General features: G+C 42.4%; 19 protein-coding genes, 1 other RNA gene and 1 pseudogene. 5 read left to right on the plus strand and 16 right to left on the minus strand.

Going from position 1 to position 21,083, the window contains the following annotated elements; genetic code table 11:
* Positions 1-150 precede the first annotated feature (150 nt).
* The 9 genes and pseudogenes from LRS05_RS07015 to LRS05_RS07055 form a co-directional block, all read right to left on the minus strand.
* Positions 151-1,953 (minus strand): acyl-CoA dehydrogenase family protein, encoded by a 1,803-nt coding sequence (locus LRS05_RS07015; RefSeq protein ID WP_257867655.1) that lies wholly within the window; start codon positions 1,951-1,953, stop codon positions 151-153.
* A gap of 30 nt (positions 1,954-1,983) precedes the next feature.
* Positions 1,984-2,235 carry a four helix bundle protein gene (locus tag LRS05_RS07020; RefSeq protein ID WP_374707760.1) on the minus strand — a complete coding sequence of 84 codons (252 nt, stop codon included), beginning with the start codon at positions 2,233-2,235 and terminating at the stop codon, positions 1,984-1,986.
* Between the two features lie 142 nt (positions 2,236-2,377).
* Positions 2,378-3,559 (minus strand): acetyl-CoA C-acyltransferase, encoded by a 1,182-nt coding sequence (locus LRS05_RS07025; protein WP_257867656.1) that lies wholly within the window; start codon positions 3,557-3,559, stop codon positions 2,378-2,380.
* Positions 3,560-3,569: 10 nt separating this feature from the next.
* On the minus strand, positions 3,570-3,947 hold the full coding sequence (locus tag LRS05_RS07030) for a four helix bundle protein (protein WP_257867657.1): 378 nt from the start codon (positions 3,945-3,947) through the stop codon (positions 3,570-3,572).
* Positions 3,948-3,980: 33 nt separating this feature from the next.
* Positions 3,981-6,371, minus strand: a pseudogene (locus LRS05_RS07035) (3-hydroxyacyl-CoA dehydrogenase/enoyl-CoA hydratase family protein).
* Positions 6,372-6,386: 15 nt separating this feature from the next.
* Positions 6,387-6,836: a MarR family winged helix-turn-helix transcriptional regulator gene (locus LRS05_RS07040; RefSeq protein ID WP_257867658.1), complete on the minus strand. Its 450-nt coding sequence runs from the start codon at positions 6,834-6,836 to the stop codon at positions 6,387-6,389.
* Positions 6,837-6,966: 130 nt separating this feature from the next.
* On the minus strand, positions 6,967-7,380 hold the full coding sequence (locus LRS05_RS07045; RefSeq protein WP_257867659.1) for a VOC family protein: 414 nt from the start codon (positions 7,378-7,380) through the stop codon (positions 6,967-6,969).
* Between the two features lie 140 nt (positions 7,381-7,520).
* Entirely contained in the window at positions 7,521-9,293 is a 1,773-nt protein-coding gene (locus LRS05_RS07050) for a long-chain fatty acid--CoA ligase (protein WP_257867660.1), read from the minus strand.
* Between the two features lie 100 nt (positions 9,294-9,393).
* Entirely contained in the window at positions 9,394-9,861 is a 468-nt protein-coding gene (locus LRS05_RS07055; RefSeq protein WP_257867661.1) for a hypothetical protein, read from the minus strand.
* 376 nt (positions 9,862-10,237) lie between these two features.
* On the opposite strand from LRS05_RS07055, the gene LRS05_RS07060 reads away from it, so the two are divergent.
* A complete protein-coding gene (locus LRS05_RS07060; RefSeq protein ID WP_257867662.1) occupies positions 10,238-10,795 on the plus strand; it encodes a fasciclin domain-containing protein in 558 nt (185 codons plus the stop codon).
* A 91-nt stretch (positions 10,796-10,886) separates the two neighbouring features.
* On the opposite strand, the gene LRS05_RS07065 is transcribed toward LRS05_RS07060, so the two are convergent.
* The gene (locus LRS05_RS07065) at positions 10,887-11,957 is read right to left on the minus strand and encodes a glutaminyl-peptide cyclotransferase (RefSeq protein ID WP_257867663.1); all 1,071 of its coding nucleotides are present in this window, start codon (positions 11,955-11,957) and stop codon (positions 10,887-10,889) included.
* Positions 11,958-12,043: 86 nt separating this feature from the next.
* Between LRS05_RS07065 and ffs the strand changes: the two genes are divergently transcribed.
* The 3 genes from ffs (at position 12,044) to LRS05_RS07080 (ending at position 13,408) form a co-directional block, all read left to right on the plus strand.
* An RNA gene (ffs, locus tag LRS05_RS07070) (signal recognition particle sRNA small type) lies at positions 12,044-12,142 on the plus strand.
* Between the two features lie 146 nt (positions 12,143-12,288).
* Positions 12,289-12,708: a Holliday junction resolvase RuvX gene (ruvX, locus tag LRS05_RS07075; protein WP_257867664.1), complete on the plus strand. Its 420-nt coding sequence runs from the start codon at positions 12,289-12,291 to the stop codon at positions 12,706-12,708.
* Positions 12,709-12,841: 133 nt separating this feature from the next.
* Positions 12,842-13,408 carry a hypothetical protein gene (locus tag LRS05_RS07080; protein ID WP_257867665.1) on the plus strand — a complete coding sequence of 189 codons (567 nt, stop codon included), beginning with the start codon at positions 12,842-12,844 and terminating at the stop codon, positions 13,406-13,408.
* 87 nt (positions 13,409-13,495) lie between these two features.
* Here LRS05_RS07080 and LRS05_RS07085 read toward each other — a convergent pair whose 3' ends face one another.
* Positions 13,496-14,338: an isoaspartyl peptidase/L-asparaginase gene (locus tag LRS05_RS07085; protein ID WP_257867666.1), complete on the minus strand. Its 843-nt coding sequence runs from the start codon at positions 14,336-14,338 to the stop codon at positions 13,496-13,498.
* Positions 14,339-14,410: 72 nt separating this feature from the next.
* Positions 14,411-15,346, minus strand: coding sequence for a cyanophycinase (locus LRS05_RS07090; protein WP_257867667.1), 936 nt, complete (start codon positions 15,344-15,346; stop codon positions 14,411-14,413).
* A gap of 238 nt (positions 15,347-15,584) precedes the next feature.
* Between LRS05_RS07090 and cphA the strand changes: the two genes are divergently transcribed.
* The gene (gene cphA, locus LRS05_RS07095) at positions 15,585-18,212 is read left to right on the plus strand and encodes a cyanophycin synthetase (protein ID WP_257867668.1); all 2,628 of its coding nucleotides are present in this window, start codon (positions 15,585-15,587) and stop codon (positions 18,210-18,212) included.
* Positions 18,213-18,270: 58 nt separating this feature from the next.
* Here the strand turns inward: cphA and LRS05_RS07100 are convergent, their stop codons facing one another.
* The 4 genes from LRS05_RS07100 to LRS05_RS07115 all read right to left on the minus strand — a co-directional run bounded on the left by LRS05_RS07100 (position 18,271) and on the right by LRS05_RS07115 (position 21,044).
* Positions 18,271-18,642 (minus strand): hypothetical protein, encoded by a 372-nt coding sequence (locus LRS05_RS07100; protein ID WP_257867669.1) that lies wholly within the window; start codon positions 18,640-18,642, stop codon positions 18,271-18,273.
* An 83-nt stretch (positions 18,643-18,725) separates the two neighbouring features.
* Positions 18,726-19,787: a S41 family peptidase gene (locus LRS05_RS07105; RefSeq protein ID WP_257867670.1), complete on the minus strand. Its 1,062-nt coding sequence runs from the start codon at positions 19,785-19,787 to the stop codon at positions 18,726-18,728.
* Between the two features lie 61 nt (positions 19,788-19,848).
* Positions 19,849-20,280, minus strand: coding sequence for a MarR family winged helix-turn-helix transcriptional regulator (locus LRS05_RS07110; protein WP_257867671.1), 432 nt, complete (start codon positions 20,278-20,280; stop codon positions 19,849-19,851).
* Between the two features lie 116 nt (positions 20,281-20,396).
* A complete protein-coding gene (locus LRS05_RS07115; RefSeq protein WP_257867672.1) occupies positions 20,397-21,044 on the minus strand; it encodes a DUF1579 domain-containing protein in 648 nt (215 codons plus the stop codon).
* Positions 21,045-21,083 lie beyond the last annotated feature (39 nt).

Raw genomic sequence — 21,083 nt, forward strand, 5'->3', positions numbered from 1 at the left:
AAAGTATTGTTGTATTAAAAAGAAAACCGCCTTGATACAATCGCAGCGGTTTAAAACAAACTAAACTAAAAATTAAGTTTAAAAGATGATAGACAAAAGATAACAGTAGGGTTAGTTAGAAAATCTGTTATCTCTCATCTATTTCAAGTCTTAGTACGCATATGCATTTTCGTCAATCAGCTTCTTGGCAATAGTTTCCCGAAGCGCTACAACGTTAGGCATATTAGTATATTTCGTATAGCGGCGAAGTCCCATCAGCATCATTCGCTGTTCATCGCCTTCAGCAAAAGAGGCAATGCCTTCCTTACCTTTCTGGCTCACAATATCTACAGCTTTGTAAAGATATAACTGTGCCATGGCAATCTGTTCTTTTACATTAGCTTCACCTTTATTTTTCGCAAGCTTTTCTGTACGAAGTATAACCGACTCTGCCATATATATTTCAATAAGAATGTCCGCTGCCGCCATCAGCAATTGCTGGTGTTCGTCTAGTGCAGGGCCGTACTTTTGCACTGCACTTCCGGCGACCATAAGGAATGCTTTCTTCAGCTTAGCTATCATTTCCTTTTCTTCTGTGAAAAGCACAGAATAGTCAGGCGTGTCAAAGTCAGGAATGCCCATCAGCTCTTCTGCAACCTTCATTGCCGGGCCTAGCAGGTCTACATGGCCTTTCATAGCCTTCTTGATAAGCATACCTACCGAAAGCATACGGTTTATCTCGTTTGTACCTTCATAAATACGTGCAATACGGGCATCCCTCCAGGCACTTTCCATAGGGGTGTCTTCGCTAAAGCCCATACCGCCGAATATCTGGATGCCCTCGTCAGAGCAATTCTGAATGTCTTCAGATACTGCCACTTTCAGGATTGAGCATTCAATGGCAAATTCCTCCACGCCTTTAAGTTCAGCATCTTGGTGTGATTCTCCTTTGGCTACACGTGCTGCAATACGGTCCTCGATGTTTTTAGCGGCCCTGTAACAAGCGCTTTCACCAGCGTAACAGCTGGCAGCCATTTCGGCTATTTTTGCTCTTATAGCGCCAAAATTTGCAATAGGAGTATTGAATTGTACACGCTCATTGGCATATTTCACCGAACCTGCAATCGTTCTGCGTTGTGCATCAAGACAGGCAGCCGCAAGTTTAATACGGCCTACGTTCAACGCATTCATAGCGATTTTAAAGCCGTTACCTCTTTCAGAAAGCATGTTTTCAACAGGGACTTTCGTCTCATTGAAGAAAACCTGGCGGGTAGAAGACGCGCGTATACCAAGCTTGTGCTCTTCTTCGCCGAGCGAAATGCCATTTGATGGGTCATTCTCTACAATGAAGCCGGTGATATTCTTATCATCTTCAATACGGGCAAATACAATGAACAGGCTGCAGAACCCCGCATTGCTTATCCACATTTTCTGCCCGGTGATTTTATAATGCGTACCGTCTTCGCTCAAAACCGCTTTCGTCTTTCCTGAGTTAGCGTCAGACCCCGCGCCTGGCTCTGTAAGGCAGTATGCGCCAAACCACTCGCCTGAAGCCAGCTTCGGTACATATTTTTTCTTTTGCTCTTCAGTTCCGTATAATGTTATTGGCATGGTGCCAATACCTGTATGTGCGCCAAATGCCGTAGAGAACGAACCCGTTGCGCCGGAGATATAGTCGCATACCAGCATAGTTGATACAAAGCCCATCCCCAGTCCGCCGTACTCCTCCGGCACGGCTACGCCCAAGAAACCAAGCTCGCCTGCTTTGCGCATGCATTCTTCTGTAAACGCATAGTCTTTCTTCTCGAAACGCTCTTTATTCGGCCATATTTCCCGGTCAATGAATTCCTTCACTGAGTCACGCATCATCAACTGTTCTTCCGAAAAATCTTCCGGAGTAAATATGTCTTCGCTTTTGGTTTCAGTGACAAGAAATTGTCCGCCTCGCGCTAGTTGTTTATCAATGGTATCCATGATTTTATTTTAAATTTTAAATTATAAATTTTAAATTGGTGTTACCGGAGCCTGAGTTGTCTTAATGATTTTTGTGATGATGTTGATTATATGCTCAACCTCAATTAAATAATTACTTACAGGAATTTGAGTCAAAGTTGATTTATCAAGAAGCCGCAACCAATATTTTGTTTCCCATGCTTCTTTAGATGCAATAGACATTTTATTGATGAAACCTTTACGCGATTGAGCAGCAATTGCTTCTTCGACATTAGCGCCTATACTTGTACCCGACCTCAGCAATTGCTTTGAAATAATGAATTCATTTTCTTTCTTTTAAACTCACGTAAAGGCTAATTATGCTAAGTGAAAATTCAAAGGTTTTTACAGCAATGATATTCTCTTTCACGTCATTTAAAATTTAAAATTCATCATTTAAAATAAATTAAATTATCTCAAAGATACCTGCAGCACCCTGGCCGGTTCCCACGCACATTGTAACCATTCCATACTTCTCGCCGCGGCGTTTGGCTTCGTCAAATAACTGCACCGATAGTTTCGCTCCCGTACACCCCAGCGGGTGGCCTAACGCGATAGCGCCGCCATTTACGTTAAGTATCTCTTGGTTGATATCAAGCTCCCTTATAACGGCAAGTGATTGTGATGCAAACGCCTCGTTCATCTCTATCAGGCCAATGTCTTTAAGGCGCATATCTGCCATTTTTAGCGCCTTTGGTATTGCTTTCACTGGGCCTATACCCATAATCCTCGGTTCAACGCCTGCGGCAGCGTAGCTTACCAGTCGCGCAATTGGTTCAAGATTCAGTTCTTTCACCATATCTTCACTCATAACCAGTACAAACGCCGCACCGTCACTCATTTGAGATGATGAACCTGCCGTAACACTGCCGTCTGCTGCGAATACAGGTTTCAGCTTTGCCAATGCTTCCATCGAAGTGTCTGCACGCGGCCCTTCATCTTTGGTTACTGTGTAAGTTTTTGTAGCACGCTTACCATTATCATCAAGCATTACCTGCTCAACAGTAATAGGTACTATCTGCCTGTCAAACTTTCCTTCTGCGATAGCTTTAACCGCTTTTTGGTGCGAGTTGTAGGCAAATGCATCCTGATCTTCACGGCTAACGTTAAACTTTTTAGCAACCGCTTCAGCTGTTAAGCCCATGCCCCAATAATAATCTTCACGACCTTCTTTTGCAATTTTGTAGTCAGGCACCGGCTTGTAACCACCCATCGGGATGTAGCTCATGCTTTCAGCCCCTCCTGCAATGATACATTCGGCCATACCGCTTTGTATTTTACTGGTAGCCATTGCAATAGTCTCCAATCCTGAGGCACAATAACGGTTTACCGTTACGCCGGGCACATCTTCGGTACCCAGGCCCATTAGAGAAATAAAGCGTGCAAAATTGAGTCCCTGCTCGGCTTCGGGCATAGCGTTACCCACAATCACGTCGTCAATGCGCGTCTTGTCAAATTCTGGCAACTCATTCATCATGAACTGAATCACTTCTGCGGCCAGCTCGTCAGGCCTTTTAAAGCGGAATACACCTTTGGGCGCTTTACCGACGGCTGTGCGATATGCTTTTACTATATATGCTGTTTTCATTTTATAGATATTAGATTTGAGTATTGAGAATTGAGACGTCCTGAAGAGATTTTTGGAATGAATAACTCATTTTTTGTATTTCAGTAATCAGTCGTAATAATTCATCAACTTTACTTTTTTCAATCAAATTTAGTTCTGTTGTTAGTATTAATTGCGTGTGAAGTTCATAACTTGATCCATTTGCCATGCTCAGGAAATTTCGAAACTCTTTGTTTGAATTTCTTCCCGCTCCTTCAGCGATATTTGACGCAATTGAAACTGCACATCTTTTTATTTGAGAAGTAAGTCCATACTTCTCATCTGCAGGTAAATCGGCAACAATGGTATAAACCTGCTTTGCAAGTTCTATTGATTTCTGCCAAATCTTTAAATCTTCTACTTTATTCATACTGTCTCACTTCTCAATACTAACATCTCAATACTAATTTCTCAGTGGTTTACCTTTAGTCAACATAAACTGTATCCTTTCAAGTGTCTTTCTTTCACCTGTAAGCGACAAGAAAGCTTCACGCTCAAGATCAAGCAAGTATTGCTCGGTTACAAGTGTGGGTTCACTTAAATCACCGCCCGCCATTACGTACGCTAGTTTGTTGGCGATTTTCTTGTCGTGTTCGCTAATGTAATGGCCTGCTTCCATGCTGTCGGTACCAACCAAAAACATACCAAGCGCCTGCTTGCCCAGTACTTTAACATCCTTGCGGCGTATCGGTGCCGTGTAGCCAGCTTCAGCCAGTAGTTTAGCATGTTTCTTAGCCTCAGCAATCTGTCTGTCTTTATTCACTACCACAATATCTTTTCCTTTCTGAAGTATGCCAAGATCGTAAGCCTCATAGGCTGATGTTGATACTTTAGCCATTCCGATGGTAAGGAAATATTCCTGTAAGACATTAAGTTCAACATCATTCTTACGGAAGGTGTCAGAGGCCCTTAGTGCCATTTCTTTAGATCCGCCACCACCGGGAATAACCCCTACACCAAACTCCACAAGTCCTATATAAGTTTCTGCCGCAGCCACTACTTTATCGGCATGCATGCTCATTTCACAGCCCCCGCCGAGTGTCATGCCATGCGGTGCAACGACAACAGGGATTGAGGAGTAGCGCACGCGCATCATTGTGTCCTGGAACATCTTGATAGCCATATTCAGCTCATCGTATTCCTGTTCAACAGCCATCATAAAGATCATGCCGATGTTGGCGCCCACTGAAAAAATTAGCTGCCTGGTTTCCAATCACAAGGCCGTCATATTCTTTCTCTGCAAGGTCAATGGCTTTGTTAATACCCTGAAGCACACCGCCGCCAATGGTGTTCATCTTACTTTGGAACTCCAGGTTAATGATACCGTCACCCAAATCCTGGATAATAGCCTCACTGTTGCTCCATATTTTCTTGCTTTCGCGGATGTTGTTCAGAATGATAAATGCATCCTGTCCGGGTATTTTTTCTGTGATTTTGAAGTTATGTCATAATAATGCGTAACACCTTCTTTTACAGTATAGAAGCTGTTATTGCCGTTGCTCAACATATCATTCACCCATGCCGCCGGCTCGAGGCCTTCTGCACGTATTAATTCAATTCCGTGCTCAACCCCGATGGCATCCCATATTTCAAAAGGACCATTTTCCCAGCCAAAGCCGGCTTTCATGGCATCGTCAATCTTGTAAAGGTCGTCTGTGATTTCTGGGATTCTGTTCGACACATATGCAAACATTCCTGCAAAGTTTTTACGGTAAAATTCACCTGCCTTGTCTGTACCCTTCACTAAAACTTTAAAGCGGTTTATAGGCTTATCTATGGTTTTGGTAAGTTCAAGTGTTGCAAAAGAGGCTTTCTTTTGCGCCCGATATTCCATCGTATTGAGGTCAAGTGATAATATATCCTTGCCTTCTTTTTTATAAAAACCCTGTCCAGATTTACTGCCCAGCCACTTGTTTTCCATCATTTTTTTGATGAAATCGGGAAGTTTGAAAAGCTCATGCGCTTCGTCTTGCGGACAGTTCTCGTAGATGCCGTTGGCTACGTGCACCAATGTGTCAAGCCCAACAACATCAACTGTTCGGAAAGTTGCCGACTTTGGCCTGCCGATAACAGGGCTGGTAAGTTTGTCAACTTCCTCAATGGTAAGACCCATTTCCTTTACCTGATGGAAAAGACTCATAATGCCGTAAATACCGATACGGTTGCCTATGAAAGCCGGAGTGTCTTTGGCAACAACAGATGTTTTACCAAGGAATTTCTCGCCGTAGTTATTCAGGAAATCAAGAACCTCCGGAGAAGTTTTTGGACCTGGAATAATTTCAAAAAGTTTTAAGTAACGTGGAGGGTTAAAGAAGTGCGTACCGCAAAAATGCTTCTGGAAATCCTCACTGCGCCCCTCACTCATAAAATGGATTGGGATGCCCGATGTATTTGACGTGATAAGCGTGCCAGGTTTGCGGTATTTTTCAACCTGTTCAAATACTTTTTGTTTAATGTCAAGCCTTTCCACAACCACCTCAATAATCCAGTCCACGCCTGCAATCTTGTGCATGTCATCTTCCGTATTGCCTGTAGTTATCCTGTCAGCAAACTTTTGGTGATAGATAGGTGAAGGCTTGGATTTAAGTGAATTGGCAAGGTGCTCATTTACAATCCTGTTGCGTACAGCTTTATCCTGCAGGGTAAGTCCCTTCTTTTGTTCAGCATCGGTAAGCTCACGCGGAACAATGTCCAGCAAAAGCACCTCAACACCAATATTGGCAAAATGGGCAGCAATAGCCGAACCCATAATGCCGGAGCCAATTACGGCTGCCTTTTTAATAGTGCGCTTCATTATATATTGTCTTGTTTATTTGTTTTTGTCGTCTGTAAATATTTGTTTGTCAGATATCAATTGGTTTATCACATCTGCCACTTCAGCAAAATGCTCCAACTTTTCAGGGCTTAGTTTCGCTTTTACAACTTCATTGAACTTTAGCACGGTTTCTTTCGAAAGCTCGCGTTTTTCGCGGCCCAGCTTCGTCAGGTGGATAATAACGCCCCTGCCGTCAACCGGGTTTTTCTTCCTCACGATCAAGCCTTTTTCTTCCATCGATTTCAGTGTCCGTGTCAGGCTCGTAGGCTCCATTCCCATTTGAGGGCCAAGTGCAGTACTCGAGATTCCGTTCTCTTTGTCAATGGATAGCAACGCAAAACCAATCGACATAGTTGCACCGTATTTACCGGCTTCTTCATTATACATTCTCGAAACTGCCTGCCATGTGGCCCGCAATATGTAATCAATCGTCTTATCTTTCATATAGTCAGCAATTCAAATATACGAATAAATTATTATGCATGCATATTAAATTAAATAATTTTTTTATTCCAAAAAAAACTCCCTAAAAAAGGGAGTTATTAAAGTTACGTATTTTTCCGTAATATATAAATCAGCTTTTCGGCATCTTTGCAGCATCCATGTATATGACATTCCAACGGTGATTGTCCGGGTCTGCAAAGCCACAACCGTACATATAGCCCTGGCTGTCAGTTGGTTTCAGAAACACAGTACCTCCGGCATCTGCTGCTTTCTTTGCCAGCCCATCAACTTCTTCACGGCTTTCGGCATCAACCGAAATCATCATTTCAGCATCCATCAAAGCGTCAGACGGCTCAGCCTGCACGACCGACTTAAATACCTGCTCCTGGAAAAGCATCATCACAAATCCGCCTGTACCTATCTGGAAGCCAGCCGAATGCTCGCTTTGCCCGTGAGGCGTATGAGTGAAGCCCAAAGCTTTGTAAAATGCCACGCTCGTGCTTATATTTTTTACAGGAAGATTGATCCAGACAGATTTGATCATCTTTTGATTTAAGTATTGAAAATTTAAGATTAAAAATGCTTTTACCCCAGGAAAGCAGTGTACAACATTTAATATTTCTTTAACAATTGGGTTTAAACTGGGTCGCTTTGTTAAATTAACGAATTACCAAAATCATCAAATCAACTTTTATAAATCCTATCGTACAATTCCTGGTATTTTTCTTTTACAGCCTTACGTTTCAGTTTAAGAGTAGGGGTCATTTCACCGCCGTCAACGCTCCAGATGTCAGGAGTGATTTCAAACTTCTTGATCTGCTCGTAGTTACCAAATTTTTTGTTTATCTCATCAACTTCCTGCTGAATGCGTTCTTTTACTTCCTTGCTATCAGCTACCTGCTTGTTATCACTCAGGCTGAGGCCTTTACGTGAGGCCCATTGCTTAACAAATTCAAAATCAGGCTGTATAAAGGCTGCCGGCATTTTCTCGCCATCGCCAATAACCATAATCTGTTCAATAAAGCGTGACTGCTTCATGGCATTTTCAATAAGCTGCGGCGCAATATATTTACCGCCCGAAGTCTTGAACATCTCCTTCTTCCTGTCGGTAATTTTCAGGAAACCATCACTGTCAATAACCCCGATATCACCGGTATGAAAGTAGCCATCCTTAATAACTTCGTTGGTCTTCTCCTCATCTTTCAGGTAACCCATCATTACGTTAGGGCCTTTGCAAAGTATCTCGCCATCTTCGGCAATTTTCACTTCAACACCTTTTAGTGGACGGCCCACTGTGCCAATCCTGAAACCGCCGTTACGCTCATCGTTCACAGCAATAACAGGAGAAGTTTCCGTCAAGCCGTAACCTTCCATAACCGGAATTTCCGCTGCGGCAAAAACCCGTGCAAGGCGTGGCTGTATAGCTGCAGAACCGCTTACCATAAGCCCTAAATTACCGCCAAGGCCCGCTTTCCATTTGCTGAAGATGAGCTTGCGCGCCAGCCAAAGCTTAAAGCCGTACCAGGCGCCGTTTTTGCCATAAGGCTCATATTCAAGGCCGACTTCAACCGCCCAAAAGAATAGTTTCTTTTTGATGCCCTCAAGGTCGCTGCCTTTTGCAATGATTTTGTCATATACTTTTTCAAGAAGGCGCGGCACAGCTGTAATTACATGCGGCTGAACCTCTTTGATATTATCGCTTACTTTTTCAATCGACTCTGCAAAGTAAATGGACACGCCATAATACTGGTAGAGGTACAAAATCATCCTTTCATAAATATGGCAAACAGGAAGGAAGCTCAAAGCTTTGTTTTTACCTGCCTCAAACGGAACGCGGTCGGCGCTCATGAGTACATCGCTAACAATGTTTTTGTGTGAAAGCATTACGCCTTTTGGCCTGCCTGTGGTACCCGACGTATATATCACGGTGGCAAGGTCATCTTCAGTTATCGAAGCCTTAATACGGTCTACCTCTTCAAGGTTGCTGTCGTCAGCGCCAAGTTCAAGTACTTCCGTCCAATTTTTACAGCCCGGGATGGTATCGAAAGAATAAATTTCCTTCAGCATCGGGATATTGCTTTTAAGTGCCGACACCTTGTCATAAAGCCCCTGGTCGCTCACAAAGCAGTAGGTACTTTCACTGTGGTTTAGTATATATTCGGTGTCTTCATCACTGATGGTAGGGTATACCGGTACGTTTTGTGCCCCGGTTTGAAGAATGCCTATGTCAATAATGTTCCACTCAGTGCGGTTGGCTGATGATATCACAGCAATTTTATCACCTTTCTGTACACCCAGGCGCAACAGCCCCCGGGAGAAGGCATTAGCTTTGCTTATGTATTCCGCAGTTGAGGTCTTTACCCATTTGTCGCCATACTTGGTAACCAGCGCATCATCAAGTTTATATTTATCGTGTTCGTGGTAAGGGAAATCGAACAATCTTTTAATGTCAGCCATAATTTCATATTTTTCTTACTGCAAAATAAGAAATTTTCTGAGATGGCGCAATTTTTTGTTGGGTGGGTGAAAATGCCGTGAAAATATCTTTTCATTAATGTTAGTCCGTCAGCTTCAGTTTAAAATATTCATTTCCGTTTTCGCCGACGTGTTCAATATAAGAGTACTTATCTTTGAAGTAACTGCGCATAATTGTAAAAAGTCCGCATTCGGCAAGACTTCTGCTTTTCACTTTCGTTATTGACTTACGCTTAATTTCCCAAAGCTCTATATAAACTGGGCTGTCAGTATGCTCATCTTCGATGACAAGTATATAGTTGCCATATTGGTGAGGCTTGCCCGGCATATCATATATTGTTCCCGATTTAGGATTAATTACATAATACTGATTTTGGTTATAGTCCTGTTGCAACACTATATACAAGTTTTTATGTAACCGTCCTAAAGGATAATACATTACATACCCTGTTTCGGTAGTGTCATCTTCAAACACATATCTTTCATTCGGCACTTTCAACGTGTTTCCGGTTTTACGCCAGTTTTTGTCAGATACGGCAGTATCACCCACAATATAGCCCGATTCGAATTCTGACTTATTTATTTTTATAAGGTCAGTGCATTTAGCTACACTATGTTTTTGAAAAGCGGTGCTTGAATTATTGTCATATTCTGCATTTTTGCATTTAAAAAAAAAGAACCGCGAGTAATAACAAACAAAATCTATCCATTTCTCTTACCTGTTTTTATTCTTCCCGCAATCCCTCCCACATAATAATACCCCACCGAGATTATCCCCAACACAAACGGAATCATGGTAAATACCGCAGGCTGTCGTCATGGTTCAACATCCCAAAGTTAAACTTTTCTAAAAATTCTCTTGTTAAAAAAACCATGATTGAGGTCTTGGCGTAATTGCCTTTATAAACTTTAATAAAACAATCTTTATGAAAACTTCAAAAATTTTATCGGTTGCCATATTGGCTTTTTCAATGTTTGTTGGCACGGCATCATTCGCTCAAAAAACTAAAATGGTAGGCGGCGCCGAAATGTACCCTGACAAAAACATTGTAGAAAATGCTGTAAACTCTAAAGACCACACTACGCTTGTTGCAGCTGTTAAGGCGGCAGGGCTTGTAGAAACGCTTCAGGGCGCGGGGCCATTCACAGTATTTGCACCAACGAATGCAGCTTTCAACAAGCTGCCAAAAGGTACCGTAGATACACTGCTGAAGCCTGAAAACAAAAAGATGCTTCAGGATGTGCTTAAATATCACGTTGTTGCCGGCAAATGGAGCGCTGCTGATGTGGCCAGGGCAATCAAAGCAGGTAACGGCAAAGCAGAAGTAAAAACCGTACAGGGCGGTAAACTATGGTTGATGATGGAAGGTAAAAATGTAGTGATTAAAGACGAAAAAGGCGGCATGGCAACAGTTACAATCGCGGATGTAAACCAGTCGAACGGAGTTATACACGTAATTGATACTGTGTTAATGCATAAATAATAGGTGTTGTTTTTGGATGTGAAAAAGCCGCTGAAATAGCGGCTTTTGTTTTAATATTAATTTGGTCAACTCAACTCACCAACTCCACAACTTACCCCTTTATCCTTATCTCAAACATCTTGTCCCAGTTCTTTCCGGTTACAAAAAAGGTTTTGGTTTTAGGGTTGTAGGCAATGCCGTTAAGCACATCAAGGTCAATATGCTGGTTTACTTTAGCTTTCAGTGCACTTAGGTCAAGTACGCTCTCAACCTCGCCGGTTTTTGGGTTAATAATTGCAATGGCATCTTTTTGATAAATATTGCCGTATATCTTACCGTCAACCCATTCCAGCTCATTTACAGCCCCAATCTTTGAGCCGCGGGTATATACATTTACATAGTCAATCTGCTTAAAGGTCTCGGGGTCAATTGTATAAATCTTCTCAGAACCGTCAGTCATATACAGGTTTTTACCATCATTGGTAAGGCCCCAGCCTTCCATGGCTTTGTAATATGGTACAGTCTTTAGTTTCTTTAGCGTGTTGGCATCATACACATAGCCTTCATTGCGTTGGTAGGTAAGCTGGTAAATTTTGCCATTTAGAACTGTAGCGCCCTCACCAAAGTTCTCAGGGTCTAGCGGTGTTTTCTTATACACTTCTCCGGTTTTTGGGTTCACCTTCCGTATATCAGATACAGCCCGTTTACCTGAACGGCCTGCACCGCTACCGGTACTTTCAATCAGCGTATCGCGGTAAAACTCGAGTCCCTGCGTATAAGCTGTCATATCGTGAGGATATGTATTTACAATATCGTAGCTTAAAACTTTAGGGTCAATGCTGCTCATCAGCTCCACTCGTAAATCCGTATTTGTGCCGTGCCCGCCACTGTATACCTGCGCCTGTATATCCTGGTAGCCCAGTTTTCGCCCGGCAAAATCAAGCGTAAATTTTGCATTCCCTTTCACACTGCCCGCACGTTTGCCGTTTACAAGATATACCACAGAGTCTATTTCTTTATTTGCCGGATTTGCGATTGAGAGTTCTGCTTTTTCGGTAGCGTTGTATTGCTGCTTAAGGTTGGTAGTATCTATAGAAAACGCATTTTCTTTTTTGGTATCATCACCACACGACACTGCTGCCATTGCCAAAAACATGGCTGCCAGCACATTATATTTTTTCATTTTTATTTGGTTAAAAAAGGCAATTTACAATTAATTGATATTGGCATAAACCTTTGCGAAAATACAAAAAGATTGTATATTTGCAGCGGCAAGTCCTACACGACCAGCTCCTGCAAACTCCTCCAGGGTGGGAACACAGCAAAGGTATGTGGTTGTAGCGGTGCGATGTAGATCGCTTGCCATTTTTTTTATTACACCGGCAATCTCCTTAAGGGAGATTTTTTTATACCCGATTTTTTACTTAAATTGTTTCAGGTTTCAAGTTCATCCAACTGTTCATAATGTTTGATTTACGCCAACTTTAAACTTGAAGCTTTAAACCTGAAACAAAATGCCTCGCATCCTCGCAATAGACTACGGACAAAAACGCACGGGTATAGCTGTGACTGATGAAATGCAGATTATTGCATCGGGACTAACCACTATACCGTCTGAGACCGCGATTGATTTTCTCAAAGATTATTTTGCCAAGGAAAAGGTTGAGCGCATTTTGATAGGCGAGCCAAAACAGATGAGCGGTGAACCCTCTGAAAGTACTGCTGTTATTGAAGCATTTGTACGAAGGTTTACTGAGGTGTTTCCTGATATGCCCGTTGCCAGGGTTGATGAGCGCTTTACCAGCAAGATGGCATTTCAAACGATGATAAGCAGCGGCCTTGGCAAAAAGCAGCGACAGAACAAAGGGCTTATTGATGAGATTTCTGCAACCATAATGCTTCAGGATTATCTTTCTGCGCGTAATAAATTTTAGGCGAAAACTCCTGTATTGCCGGCTTTTTAGAAATGCTTTACATAGTATTATAACTACTTTATGATAACGCATAGTTAATCATCTGGCATAAAGATGACGGCGGTGGTATCTTTACATAAAAATACACTCGACCATGAAAAAGATGCTACCATTACTGCTTTTGATGCTGGGATTCAGCACATATGCGCAGACCGAATCTGAAACCGAAATGCTTAAAAAACTTAAGCTGATGCACTACCTGGATGATGCTGCTATGCAAAGCTATGCCACAGGCTCTATAATAGGTTTTTACAAGAATGTTTTCAACGATAATCCTGTACCCGAAATAAGCGTTAACGAATATCTGGGTGTGACTGAGCCGCCACAAAATGCCGGTCAGTTTGTTTATACTGTAAATTATCGGAACGCTGAGGCGCTCATGAAAATAATACAGGAAAACGGTTATCCATCATTTGACAGGATACGTGCCCTTACGGGACAAAAAAATGTTTGCAGTGCCGCTGTTTTTATGCACCGCGCCACACCTGAACAAAAGAAACAATTCCGGAAAATTGCCAAAGATGAATTTAAAAAAGGGAATATGAGCGAGCAGGAGTACAACCTTTGCATGAAATTTATAAAGACAGATAATGTACTTACCGCATCGCAGGTATTAAAGTTTAATGCAGAAATGCAGGAACTTGCAATGAAAACGAATTAATTATGAATCTAGCGAAATAAAAAAAGCGGCACTGTATTTACCAGCGCCGCTTTTTTTATCAATAGGTTGATTTTTAAGCCTAATAAATTATCCAAATACCTCCAGATCATTCCCGTCAAACTTCGCATACACCATGCACACGTGTGAGTCTTTATGATAGAAATTGCCGTCTTTATCAATGGCGATCACTCCTGCAAAACCTTCAATCGCCTTAAGCTCTGTAAAAGTTTTTTCAACAGCATCTTTTATAGGCATGCCATCGGTAACGCGGGTTACTATCTTGGCAGCGGTGGCGTTGCTCACAATGTCTTCGCCAACGCCTGTGCAGCTCACACCGCAAAATGCATTAGCATAATTACCTGCAACAGTGGCTGAATCACTAATGCGTCCGGGTATCTCAAAGCCTTTTCCGCCTGTTGATGTACCGGCTGCAATATTACCGTCTTTATCAACAGCTACACAGCCCACAGTGCCTAAGCCATGACTTGCCAATTTTGCTTCATGCTCTTTACGGCGTTGTGGTATTTCAGTTGAAAATGCCTCAAAACCATTCATACGGGCAAAATTGGTTGCACCCTCACCGCCCAGAATACGGTCTTCAAACGGCAGAAGTTTGAAGGCTACCTGTATAGGGTTTTTGGTTTCCTCAATATTTATCACGCCGCTCATTTTCTGGGTTTTACCATCCATGATACTGGCGCTCATGCGTATTTTACCGTCGCTTTGTATCTGTGAACCTATCCCTGCATTAAACAACGGGTCATCTTCAAGTTGTGTCACGGCATGCATTACAGCCTCTAATGCGGTATGTGTCTTAAGGTATTCGTAAGACTCTTTTACAATTGCAATAAGCGCATCCTGCTTCTTCTTTTTTGTCACAGGGTCAGTATGCGATTCGCCGAAAAAGCCGCCGTGTATGATGATTTTCATTTAGGGATCAGGTCTTAGGTGTTGGATATTGAGATTGAAACTGCGACTGGAAACTGTGACTGTGACTAAAAACTACTCCAAATCTGCAGAATCCGGCTGCTCATCGTCATCAACCTCAACAGGTATTATGAGTTCTTCTGCATATTGTGAGTTATGTATCTCGAGTGTATGCGTTTTCAGGTCATAAATATCATACATGCTCATTACATGCACTGTAAGATTATTTATAGAAATTGGCCTGCCCATTTCAACCTGCGTAAGGTTGGTATCAGCAATGCTGCGTCCGTCAACCAGTATTACAAGCCCGGAGCCTATAGCTTCCATTTTCCCATCATTAGTGATAAGCAGCCCGGTATCTTCTCCAAGGCCTATACCTAAAACACGTGGGTTGCCTACCACAGCCTGGAAAAGGCGGCCTATGCGCCCACGCTGTACAAAGTGGGTATCAATAATTACATTTTGTATAAGGCTGAGTCCGCTTGTTATCTTCACCTCACCTTTAAGCAGCGCCTCATGGCTGCTGCCCTGGTAAATCATATTATTTGATGCAGCTGCTGCTCCGGCTGATGTGCCTGCGTAAATAAAATCTTCATTATTGAACTTATCAAGAATAATATCGTGCAGCTTAGTACCGCCAAGTATAGATGTAAGCCTTAGCTGGTCGCCACCTGTAAACATCACTACATCTGCAGCTTTTATCCTTGCAAGCACTTCAGGGTCATTGGTTTGCTCGCGGCGCTCTATATTAAGCAGGCCTACGTTATTGGCTTTCAGGTATTCAAAAGCCTTAACGTACTGCGGACCTACCTGCTTAGGTATTACAGATGCTGTAGTGATTACTTCAATTCTCGAATCCTGGTTGTGTTTAGATTCGTTTATTATCCTGCGTAAAATTCCTTTTTCAAAAAAGTTCAGGTTATTGGCCGGGTTGGCATCAAATGCAGCTTCGGTAAAGCTTCCTTTGTCAACTGCGCCGCCTATAATTACAAGTTTTCCTCGTGCATTCATTCCGCAAAGGTAGTTAAAGTGATAAATAATGCAATTTACAATAAATTATTTGTAACAAAATCTGTGTTAAGTTCAATATCTTTAAAAAAATAAAAGAGTCTTGTTTGATAACTATTTTTTTAAGTAATTTTCTAACGATTAAAGTATATCTTCATTGTATATATTTTAAGATATTCAAAAATTAAACCAAAACTGAACCTAACACCAAATCAATTAACCTTTTAGCCTAACCGATTTTATGAAAATACTGAAAATTCAGGCCTTGCGCGGACCGAACATCTGGAGTGTATACCGCAAGAAAGTGATCCAGATGCGCTTAGACCTTGAAGAAGCTGAACAAACCCCCACCAATAAAATTCCGGGATTCCGCGAGCGGATTGAGGCCTTAATCCCATCTCTTATTACCCATCGCTGCTCAGAAGGAGTGCGCGGAGGGCTTTTTAAGCGTATAGAAGACGGTACCTGGATGGGGCATGTTATAGAGCACATAGCGCTTGAAATACAAACCCTGGCAGGAATGGACACAGGCTATGGCCGTACACGGGAAACAAAAACACCGGGTGTATACAACGTAGTCTTCAGCTATATCGAAGAAAATGTAGGGATGTTTGCCGCTGAAGCTTCAGTAAGCATTGCTGAAGCGCTAATTGCAGGCACAGACTATGATATAGAAGCTGATATACAGAGAATGCGCGAAATTAGAGAGCGTGTACGCCTGGGGCCAAGTACAGGAAGCATTGTAGAAGAAGCTGTGGCTCGCGATATACCATGGATAAGGCTGGGCAGTAATTCACTTGTGCAGCTGGGTTATGGCGTAAACCAGGTACGTTTTCAGGCTACTATTACCAACCAGACCAGTCACATAGCTGTAGACATTGCGTGCAATAAAGAAGAAACCAAGCGCATGCTCCAGGCGGCATCTGTCCCGGTAGCATCAGGAGATATATGCAGTGATGAAGAAGGCCTGAAAGCTATTATTGATAAAATAGGTTTTCCTATAGTGACAAAACCGCTTGACGGTAACCATGGGAAAGGCGCATCTATAAACCTAAAAACGTTTGAGCAGGCTGTTGAAGGGCTGGAGTTTGCCAAAAAATACAGCCGTCGTGTAATTGTTGAAAAATTTATTACCGGTTATGATTTCAGGGTACTTGTCATTAATAATAAGGTTGTGGCTGCCGCCCAGCGCGTGCCGGCAAACGTTAAAGGCAACGGACGCGATACAATACAACAGCTTATAGATACTGAAAACCAAGACCCACGTCGCGGCTACGGTCATGAGAAAGTACTTACGGAAATAAATGTGGACCGCGATACCACGGACTTACTTGAAAAGAAAGGATACACATTAAATACTGTTCCTGCCGATGGTGAGATTGTTTACCTTAAATCAACTGCCAACCTAAGTACCGGTGGAACTTCTGTTGATGTGACGGATATGATGCACCCTGAAAACATCTTCCTTGCCGAACGTATTTCAAGGGTAATAGGGCTTGATATCTGCGGAATTGATATTATGGCTGAAAACCTTACCCAACCACTTAAAGAGAACGGGGGAGTCATCATTGAAGTAAATGCAGCTCCGGGTTTCCGTATGCACCTTGCGCCTGCTGAAGGGCTGCCACGTAATGTAGCGGCACCGGTGATAGATATGCTTTACCCACCGGGCAAGCCAAGTCGCATCCCGATTTTTGCAGTTACCGGCACCAACGGTAAAACCACTACAACAAGGCTGTTGGCACATATAGTTAAAAACAACGGCTACCAGGTAGGTTTCACAACATCTGATGGTATATACGTGCAGAACCACATGATGGAGAAAGGCGATACAACTGGCCCGCTTTCTGCAGAATATATATTAAAAGACCCTACTGTAGAATTTGCCGTGCTTGAAACTGCACGCGGCGGCATCCTACGCTCGGGGCTTGGCTTTAGCCGGTGCGACATAGGTATTATCACAAATATCCAGGAAGATCATCTTGGCCTTAATGACATACATACGCTTGATGATTTGCGTAAGGTGAAGAGTGTTGTGCCGCGCTCTGTAAAAAAAGACGGCTGGGCTGTGCTTAATGCCGACGATAAAGAATCAGTACGCCTTGCACGCGATCTTGACTGCAACGTAGCTTTTTTCAGTATGGATGAGAGTAACCCTGTAATACAGGAGCAGGCACGGGAAGGGCGTATTGCTGCAGTGTATGAAGAAGGGTATATTACCATTAAAAAAGGGGAATGGAAAATACGTATCGAGAAAGCATCACGTGTACCGCTAACCATGGGTGGCAAAGCTAAATTTATGATTGCCAATGTACTTGCAGCAACCCTTGCCAGCTACTTGTGGGGTTTTAAGACCGAAGATATAAGCCAGTCGCTTAAAACATTTATACCGGGCGCTGCACAAACCCCTGGACGTATGAATATATTCAGGTTCAGGAAGTTTAGTGTGCTTATTGACTTTGCTCATAACCCTGCCGGATATCTTGCGGTTGAAGATTTTATGAGCAATGTTGAGGCTACACAAAAAATAGGCATTATTGCCGGGGTAGGAGACAGGCGCGACCAGGATATTACTGAATGTGCCATGATAGCAGCCCGTATGTTTGACCATATCATTATCCGGCAGGAAAAGCACCTGCGGGGCAGGACAGATTCAAATATAAACGAGCTTATACTACAGGGCTTTTCACAGAGCGGGCGAAAGCCTACCTATGAAATGATCCCGAAAGAAACTGAAGCTTTACAACATGCTATGGATAATGCTAAAGAGGGTAGCTACATTGTTGCCCTAAGCGATGTAGTGACAAATGCCATTGAAGTTGTTCAGGGCTATCTTGATAAAGAAAATGAGGAAATTATAACCTCTTAATTAATGAAAGACTCCCTGCCTTAAAAGGTGGGGATTTTTTTTGAATGCGGTAGTAAAATTATTTTGCAGTTATTGCATAGGATACGTAAGCTGTAGCTAAAAGTAAAATGATTTGTACTGCCAGGAGTACTGCTAAATCTTTTATTTTGAACATACGGGTAGAAACATTATATTTCTTAAACAGGTAGTAAATTACAGCTAACGTAATAACTGAACCTAGAAGGAATAATGCATAAACTGCTGCGCTAAGGATTATGATATCGCGTACCAGCTGGGGGTAAGGGGCTTCTGCACCATATTCAAGCACGATAATTCGGGCTGCCATTGCGGTAAATGCTATTCCGCCGAAAATAATGGTAATCTTTAATGCAGATCTGCAGAATCTAACAGCACGCATAGTATCTCTATGGCGTTTCCTTATTGCCCTCATTCTCTTAAGTTTATAGCGAATATAATAAAAAAGCCCGAAGTGTTAACATTTCGGGACTCTTTTACAAAATTCATAACCAGCAATTATTTCTTTTGCACAACTTCTATATTACGGCTATAGTAGTTTTTAGCCTCATCGTCACCTGAAGCTATACTCAATTCTTTCAAAGCTAAAAGGTGTGCTTCTTTGAGGGCATTACCGGCAGGCACGGCAATATCAGGTTTTACTCCTGTACCTTCCCAGTTGGTTTTTGTAATAGGGTTTATTGCGCGTCCGCCGGGTATGAAAGCTGTGAAGCCTTCGGGCAGTTCAACTTCATCACCGGGGTTAGCACCGCCACCCGTTGTTTCGCCAATTAGTGTTGCCCTTTTCTGTGTCTGCAGGTCATAAGCAAGCTCTTCACCGCCTGAAAATGTATGGCTTGATGTAAGCACATACACCGGTTTGTCAAGGTATTTCTTTCCGGGTACAGGTATTGTCCAAAATTCTGTAGTCTGATTTCCATTCCTGAAGTAAAGGTCGTTGAGGTGTACGGGTTCATCACCAAAAAAGTAACTCGCAAGATAGCGCACCATGTCGGGCTCGCCCCCATGATTATCACGAAGGTCGATAATGAGTGCATCAGTGTTTGACAAAAACATCATGGCACCACTGCAGGTTTCACCTACCTTATCAACAGGGCCAAATCCGTCAACTTTAAGGTAACCAACATTGCCTTCAAGTAAGTCAGCTTTGGCAAAACCAAGGTTCATGCGCCTCATATGCTTCATAAATGCTTCTTCCTGCTTTTTAGCTTCTTCGGCCTTTGGCGCATTTGTGTAGAGTGGTGGGCGGAAACGCACGCCCAGATGCTTGTCTTTAACTATTTCCCGAAGATCGTCTGTAAGCGCTTTTGCGAATTCCCTGCTATCTGTTATAGCGGCATATTTGCCTTTTTTTTGCAGCGCTGTAAGCTGCTTACCTGCATTCATGGCAACTTCAGGAAAAATGTAGCCGTCATTCATTTTTTGCACCAATGCTTTAATGACTACTGCCTGTTGCTTTTTGCTTATGGGCTTTGAAGGAGGTTGCTGCTGTGCATTACAAGTTGTAAAATAGAGAGTGAGGGCGGCAATTTTTATTGCCAGTAAAAAAATCTGTTTCATGTTACGTTTTTTGATTGATGATTGATGATGATTTATTGATGATTGAAACTTTGCTGATTAATTATTTGGTGACATTTTTTATGATTTTTGAAAGTATCTTATTTATCTCGGTTAATTCCTCCGGGCTAATCCCTTCTAAAGCTTTACTCCTGTTGTTTTTTATATAAGGTTGCATCTTCTTCAATGTTTCATTTCCCTTTTTTGTCAGCAGCAGTTTAAACCTGCGCCTGTCACTAGTATGAAATTCACGCGATAAATACTCCTTTTGTACCAGCAACTCTATTATCCTGGTTATTGAGGCAACATCTTTAAATGCTTTTTCTGCGATGTCCTGCTGCTTGGCTTCGCTGTCTTCCTCTATTGACTTCAGCACCAGCCATTGGTCTATTGTCAGTTCAAAACCAGCCGCTTTTAGCTGCTTTTGTGCATACTGCCTGTAGCTTTTTATTGATTTATCAATTGTGTAGAATACTATACTGCTTAAATTCTCCATTGCTAATATTTGATGCAAATATAATTGATATATCAATTAATACAAATTTATTTTTATTTCTTTGCATAAAAAAATCCGGCGCAGTGGCCGGACTTGATTTATCATTACAGAATGCTTTATGATCTTTTCATCACAAGCTCCATACTTTTATACTCTTTAGCATTGCCTTTCGTGTCAAACATTTCCATTTTGCGGGTATTGTCATCAACTACGGTATATACCTCACGGGTTTTGCAAACGCCTTTTGTAAGAGGGTCGGTCATTTCACCATGAAGTGTCATACTTTTGCCGTCTGCATTCATTTTGCCTTTCATCACCATCATACCGGTACCCATATTGTCAATCCAGCTTGAGGTGAATTCATTTGACGCGTTGTTATAAGCCATTGTGCTCTTGCCTTCAAAGTCCATTCCCATCATTTTGCCTTTATAATCGCCAACCTGGTAGCGCCCTCCCATAGCCATTTTTACATCGGCAGTGCAGGTAGATTTTTGGGGTTCAGCGCCTTCATTTTCCCAAAATGTCATTTCGCAATTCCATTTACCGGTTTCTGTTGCCATCATTTTGTGCATTTCGCCGGGTGTGGCATAAGCCATCCACTCCTGTGCTGCGGCGGCGCTGTCCATTGGCTTGGCTGCATTGGCAGACTCATTTGCTACCGCTGTAGTATCGGTTGTTGTGGTGTCATTTTCTACTTTCACTTCTTTTTTACATGAAGCAAAACAAAGTGAAAGCACAGCTAAATAGAGATAAATTTTCTTCATAATTGTTTGGTTTAAAGGTTTATACCAGTAAAATTATAA

Origin of the sequence: Flavobacterium sp. J372 (assembly GCF_024699965.1) — a bacterium.
GTDB lineage: Bacteria > Bacteroidota > Bacteroidia > Flavobacteriales > Flavobacteriaceae > Flavobacterium.

What these genes read in the sequence shown, in the direction of transcription:
- LRS05_RS07015 (WP_257867655.1), bottom strand. Translation starts at nt 1,953, where the DNA reads ATGGATACCATTGATAAACAACTAGCGCGAGGCGGACAATTTCTTGTC.
- LRS05_RS07025 (WP_257867656.1), bottom strand. Translation starts at nt 3,559, where the DNA reads ATGAAAACAGCATATATAGTAAAAGCATATCGCACAGCCGTCGGTAAA.
- LRS05_RS07030 (WP_257867657.1), bottom strand. Translation starts at nt 3,947, where the DNA reads ATGAATAAAGTAGAAGATTTAAAGATTTGGCAGAAATCAATAGAACTT.
- LRS05_RS07040 (WP_257867658.1), bottom strand. Translation starts at nt 6,836, where the DNA reads ATGAAAGATAAGACGATTGATTACATATTGCGGGCCACATGGCAGGCA.
- LRS05_RS07045 (WP_257867659.1), bottom strand. Translation starts at nt 7,380, where the DNA reads ATGATCAAATCTGTCTGGATCAATCTTCCTGTAAAAAATATAAGCACG.
- LRS05_RS07050 (WP_257867660.1), bottom strand. Translation starts at nt 9,293, where the DNA reads ATGGCTGACATTAAAAGATTGTTCGATTTCCCTTACCACGAACACGAT.
- LRS05_RS07060 (WP_257867662.1), top strand. Translation starts at nt 10,238, where the DNA reads ATGAAAACTTCAAAAATTTTATCGGTTGCCATATTGGCTTTTTCAATG.
- LRS05_RS07065 (WP_257867663.1), bottom strand. Translation starts at nt 11,957, where the DNA reads ATGAAAAAATATAATGTGCTGGCAGCCATGTTTTTGGCAATGGCAGCA.
- ruvX (WP_257867664.1), top strand. Translation starts at nt 12,289, where the DNA reads ATGCCTCGCATCCTCGCAATAGACTACGGACAAAAACGCACGGGTATA.
- LRS05_RS07080 (WP_257867665.1), top strand. Translation starts at nt 12,842, where the DNA reads ATGAAAAAGATGCTACCATTACTGCTTTTGATGCTGGGATTCAGCACA.
- LRS05_RS07085 (WP_257867666.1), bottom strand. Translation starts at nt 14,338, where the DNA reads ATGAAAATCATCATACACGGCGGCTTTTTCGGCGAATCGCATACTGAC.
- LRS05_RS07090 (WP_257867667.1), bottom strand. Translation starts at nt 15,346, where the DNA reads ATGAATGCACGAGGAAAACTTGTAATTATAGGCGGCGCAGTTGACAAA.
- cphA (WP_257867668.1), top strand. Translation starts at nt 15,585, where the DNA reads ATGAAAATACTGAAAATTCAGGCCTTGCGCGGACCGAACATCTGGAGT.
- LRS05_RS07100 (WP_257867669.1), bottom strand. Translation starts at nt 18,642, where the DNA reads ATGAGGGCAATAAGGAAACGCCATAGAGATACTATGCGTGCTGTTAGA.
- LRS05_RS07105 (WP_257867670.1), bottom strand. Translation starts at nt 19,787, where the DNA reads ATGAAACAGATTTTTTTACTGGCAATAAAAATTGCCGCCCTCACTCTC.
- LRS05_RS07110 (WP_257867671.1), bottom strand. Translation starts at nt 20,280, where the DNA reads ATGGAGAATTTAAGCAGTATAGTATTCTACACAATTGATAAATCAATA.
- LRS05_RS07115 (WP_257867672.1), bottom strand. Translation starts at nt 21,044, where the DNA reads ATGAAGAAAATTTATCTCTATTTAGCTGTGCTTTCACTTTGTTTTGCT.